Below are 4,498 nucleotides of genomic sequence, written 5' to 3'. Positions count from 1 at the left end.
GTGGTCACGGTGCCCGGCCTCGGCTTCCGGCATCGGGTGCGGGCTGCCGGTGAAGACCGGGTGGCAGCGGCAGGTGATCTCATCGGGCATCCCCGGCAGGATCTGCTGGCCCTGGCCGGCTCTGGGGTGGAGGCGCCGGACCTGCCGGACGATCATCCGGGCGGTGACGGTGCGGGCCTTGTCCGAGGTGAACGCGGTGCAGCCGATCTCGGCGACCTCGGCATCCGAGATCCGTGCCTTCTCGTCTTCGTCCCAGATCGCGTGCGGGTACTTGATGGCGGCCCGCTGGTCATCAGGGATCTGGGCGATGCGGCGGCGCACCTTCGGGTCCGTCCGCATCGTGACCGGGAAGCAGGCGCCCAGGTCGCGGCAGGCCGTGATGGCCTTGCCGTTGTAATAGGAGGAGTCCGTCCGGGCGATCAGGCCGCCCGGTGAGCGCCCGCACCTCCACGCTCGCCCCGATGTCGCGCACCGTGCGGTCCTAGACGGCTTCCAGGTTCGCGCGGTTGCCGTAGGCGCACAGCCCGTATAGCGCGACCACGTCCACCGCGATGATCATCAGCGACCAGAACGGGTAGGCGGGGATGAAGAACATCTGGTCGATCGCATTCAGCCCCAGCACCACCACGGCGAACCAGCGCGCCCACTGGTTACCGGCCAGCACCCCGGCCGCCGCCAGGAGTTGCAAGACGCCGATGATCAGCGTGATCCAGCCCCAGGTGCGCAAGCTGCCGAACACGTAGTGGGCGTTGGCGGTGAACACGTGCGAGTTGGCGATCGCGGCGATGCCGTAGATCAGGTTGAAGCAGCCGAGGATCACCAGCAGGACGGATGCGAACAGGACCAGGCCGTAGCCCTGGCCTTCCGCATGCCGCCCCGCTGCGCCCCGGGCTGGCTGGGTGGTTGACGACGTCATCGTGATCTCCTGTGGCGTCGCAGTCGCTGGAATCTTGACTCCAGTCCCTTACTCACCTGCGCTATCGATCCCGTTGTGCGCGGCTCGGGCCGATCGGCCTCCGCTCGCCGTTGGGTACCAGTCCACCTGCTGGCGGGGCGGGTTCCATCCACTTGATGGGATGAAATACCGGTGCTTACCCCTCCAGGAGGCCGAGCTCACGGGACCGGGCGATGGCCTGGTTTCGTGAGGAGGCGCCCAGCTTGCGGTAGATCGACATCGCCTCCGTGTTGATCGTGGAGGTGGACAGGAACATCTCCTAGGCGATCTCGGGGAACGACAGGTGGGTGGACATGAGCGGCAGCAGGCGCAGCTCGGCAGCGGTCAGTCGGGGGTGAACCCGATCTACCGCAAACTCGGGGCCTTCTCACGCAGCGAGGCGGTCACCCGGGCGGAGGTGGGCCTGACCCGCTTTGACGGACATCCATCATCAGGGGTTCGCCCCCGGAAGGATGTCCGATCATGGAGAGCGTGGGGAAGAAGCCCCGGCGCCGCCGTTCGCTCACCCCGGAGTTCAAGGCCGAGATCATTGAGTTGTGCCAGCGGGGGGATCGTTCGATTGGCCAGGTCGCGAGGGATTTTGACCTGACCGAGACTGCGGTGCGGGAGTGGGTCAGGCAGGCTGGGCGGGACGCCGGCACCCGGCAGGACGGCGGGCTGACCAGCGCCGAGCGTAAGGAACTGGCGGAGCTGCGGCGGGAGAACCGCAGGCTCCGCGAGGATGTCGAGATCCTCAAGCGGGCCACGGCTTTCTTCGCCGGAGAGACCCGGTGACGGTGTATCCGTTCATCGAGGCGGAGAAGGCTGGCAGGCGCAACGTCTCGCGGGCGTGCGCGCTGCTGCAGGTCTCCCGTGCCGCCTTCTATGCGCACCTGGCCGGCCCCTCGCAGCACGAGCGGGAGGACGCCGATCTGACCGGGCATATCCAGGCCGTCCATGAGCAATCCAAGGGCCGTTACGGTGCGCCGCGGGTGCATGCCGAGTTGCGCCGCCGCGGCCGCCGGCATTCCCGCAAGCGCGTCGCCCGGCTGATGCGCTCCGCCGGGATCTGCGGACGGGCACCGAAACGGTGGAAGAAGACCACCCTCGCGGACCCGGCCGCGGCCGCCCGGGCCGACCGGATCCGGCGGGACTTCACCGTTGACGCCAGCAAGATCAACGCCCGCTGGTGCGGGGACATCACCTATATCGGCACCTGGGAGGGGTGGCTGTACCTGGCCACCGTGATCGACGTCGCCTCCCGCCGCGTCGTCGGCTACGCCTTCGCCGATCACCTGCGCACCGAACTGGTCGCGGCCGCCCTGGGCAACGCCGTCGCTGCCCGCACCCCCGCACCAGGGGTTATCTTCCATGCCGACCGCGGCAGCCAATATACCTCGGCCGAGTTCGCTGGCCTGGCCAGCGACTATGCCGTGACGCTGTCTCATGGCCGCACCGGCCAGTGCTGGGACAACGCCCTTGCCGAGAGCTTCTTCGCCTCGATCAAAGGCGAGTTGCTCGACCTGCGGGCCTGGCCGACCCGGGACATGGCCGGGCAGGCCATCGTGGACTACATCGGCTGGTACAACGGCACCCGGCTGCACAGCACCCTGGGATACCGCAGTCCCGCCGAGTTGTTTTCATCCAGATGGGCCGATGCCCTCGCGGGGCAACGTGGGGATCGTGTGGAGAGTAGGACGGCACTGGATTAAGGTCCCGGCGGCTCCGGCGACACAGGGGGAACGATGACGTCGGCAACAACCCAGCCAGCCCGGGGCACGGGCGGGCGCCAGGCGGAAGGTCACGGCTATGGCCCGGTCGTGTTTCGTGTCGGTCATGCTGGTGATCATCGGCTGCTTCAACCTGATCTGGTCGCTGACCATCATCGCGGCAGACGTGGTCGCGATGTACGGGCTGTGCGCCTACGGCAGCCGTGCCAACCGCACCGCCTAACTCCACAGCGCGAAGGCCATGCATGAAATCCGGGCGGGCGGCGAGGTGCGAGCACTGATCGGAGTGGAAAATCTCGGGCAGCTGCAAGAGGATGCTTCCGCACAGCACGAATGCTGGCAGTGCGGCAGGGAAGGCCGGATTACCGAGCCCACCTCGATAGCCGTCTTTGCTCACCGAGTTTTCGGTGTTGTCAAGGTCGCGCACGCTGCCTGCGCAGATTCGCAAATCATCGAGTTCAACGCCGCCACGATTAGGACAGCGGCCCGGCTAACCGCCGCACGGCGACACGGTCAGCAAGCCCTGGGAGCAGGTAGACAGCTTCGCCGCGGCGAGAAACCACCCGGCAAAAGTACTCCCACGAGACCACCGCTGCGGTCACTGCCACCGTGGCGCTCGGGATCATGCTGTTGTGCCGGGCGGTGGGTACTTGGCCGGCGTCGGCTCGCCGACTGGGAAGCGGTATGGGCGCTGTCGGTCCTCAGTGGACCAAGCGCTTCCGGTCGCAGGGCTAGCCGTGGCAACGAGCAGACGAGGCAGCTCATGAGAGGGGGCCGAAGATGACGGGCGATCAGGCCATGCGCGCCTCAGACCGCGATCGGGAGCATGCCGGTTCTGCGGGTAGCGGGATGCGGGGTACCGTCAGCCGGCGGGTGATCACTTCGACTGACGAGTTCCTCGATGCCAGCCGAACCGGCGGGATCCTTCCGATTCTGGTGCGACCGGGCGCAATCCACGCCGAGCTCATACGCGCCCATCTGGGCCCCCTCGTGGCTGATGCCGTCTACTGCTCCGTCCCGCTCGCACTTCGCGGCGAGACGGTTGCTGATCGCGTCTGGTTGGTGGCGCCGGTGAATCGAACTGGCACCGGGCAGCTCAATGGCGAACCGCTAATACCGGGGAATCTCCTCGCCTTCGGAGGTTCGGCCCAGGTGGCGGGCGCGAGTGGAGCGCCCCTTAAGTGCTGCATACTATCTATCGCCCGGAGCGCACTCGAACGGACAGCGACCGCACTTGGTATCAAGTCGCACCTTCCCGGTGACGGCGAGTTCCGTGTCGCTCCAGTCGTTGATCGGGGCCGCCTGAGCAGAGCCTTCGATCTCCTCTCGTGTTCCATCGACCACCACAAAGACGCAGCGCTGACAGAGCACGAAGCCTACGTGATTGAACGGGCCTTCCTCGAGATCGCAGCGCGCTCGCTCGCTGGCGATTCGAGTCGCAGCCCGCCGTGTCAATCTGCTCGCCTCACGAGCGCAAAGATCGCTCGTACCTGCGAGGACTACGCGAGGAAATGGCGGTACCAGAACGTGACACTCGCCGACCTCTGCGAAGCGTCAGGCGTGTCAGAGCGGCGAGTCCGCTCCGCCTTCTACGAGTGCTACCAGATGTCACCCACCGCCTACCTGCGTGTCGCCGCGCTCAACGCGGTACGGCGCGAACTCGTCGAAGGACCCCGCCTACGCGATGCCGTTAGCCGTGCCGCGACCGATTGGGGCTTCTGGCACCTCAGTCGCTTCGCTGCCCAATATCGGGCGCTATTCGGCGAGTCACCCAGACACACCCTCAGCCACCGAACGGATCGCCCCCAAGCAGCCGCAAACTGAGCTCTGAGGT

At 66.8% G+C, this 4,498-nt stretch carries 6 protein-coding genes and 1 pseudogene; 4 read left to right on the top strand and 3 right to left on the bottom strand.

The genetic code is table 11. The features are described from left to right. The 3 genes and pseudogenes from ACLP9N_RS37235 to ACLP9N_RS37225 all read right to left on the bottom strand — a co-directional run. Positions 1-339: pseudogene (locus ACLP9N_RS37235) on the bottom strand (IS1380 family transposase); the annotation flags it as partial. A 142-nt stretch (positions 340-481) separates the two neighbouring features. Continuing rightward, positions 482-916: a DUF7144 family membrane protein gene (locus ACLP9N_RS37230; protein ID WP_442412087.1), complete on the bottom strand. Its 435-nt coding sequence runs from the start codon at positions 914-916 to the stop codon at positions 482-484. Positions 917-1,091: 175 nt separating this feature from the next. Next, positions 1,092-1,211, bottom strand: a complete 120-nt coding sequence (locus ACLP9N_RS37225; RefSeq protein WP_442412086.1) for a helix-turn-helix transcriptional regulator — start codon at positions 1,209-1,211, stop codon at positions 1,092-1,094. Between the two features lie 206 nt (positions 1,212-1,417). Between ACLP9N_RS37225 and ACLP9N_RS37220 the strand changes: the two genes are divergently transcribed. From ACLP9N_RS37220 to ACLP9N_RS37205, 4 genes are all read left to right on the top strand, one after another. Then, a complete protein-coding gene (locus ACLP9N_RS37220; protein WP_442412085.1) occupies positions 1,418-1,729 on the top strand; it encodes a transposase in 312 nt (103 codons plus the stop codon). Beyond that, positions 1,726-2,646, top strand: coding sequence for an IS3 family transposase (locus ACLP9N_RS37215; RefSeq protein WP_442412084.1), 921 nt, complete (start codon positions 1,726-1,728; stop codon positions 2,644-2,646). The genes ACLP9N_RS37220 and ACLP9N_RS37215 overlap by 4 nt, the downstream gene beginning before the upstream one ends. 97 nt (positions 2,647-2,743) lie before the next feature. Beyond that, a complete protein-coding gene (locus ACLP9N_RS37210; RefSeq protein WP_442412083.1) occupies positions 2,744-2,887 on the top strand; it encodes a hypothetical protein in 144 nt (47 codons plus the stop codon). A gap of 557 nt (positions 2,888-3,444) precedes the next feature. Further along, positions 3,445-4,488, top strand: a complete 1,044-nt coding sequence (locus tag ACLP9N_RS37205; RefSeq protein ID WP_442412082.1) for a helix-turn-helix domain-containing protein — start codon at positions 3,445-3,447, stop codon at positions 4,486-4,488. Positions 4,489-4,498: the final 10 nt, after the last annotated feature.

The organism is Mycobacterium sp., from assembly GCF_052144515.1.
Taxonomy (GTDB): domain Bacteria; phylum Actinomycetota; class Actinomycetes; order Mycobacteriales; family Mycobacteriaceae; genus Mycobacterium.
Note: the sequence above shows the minus strand (reverse complement) of the source record. Positions and strands in the feature narration are given on the sequence as shown.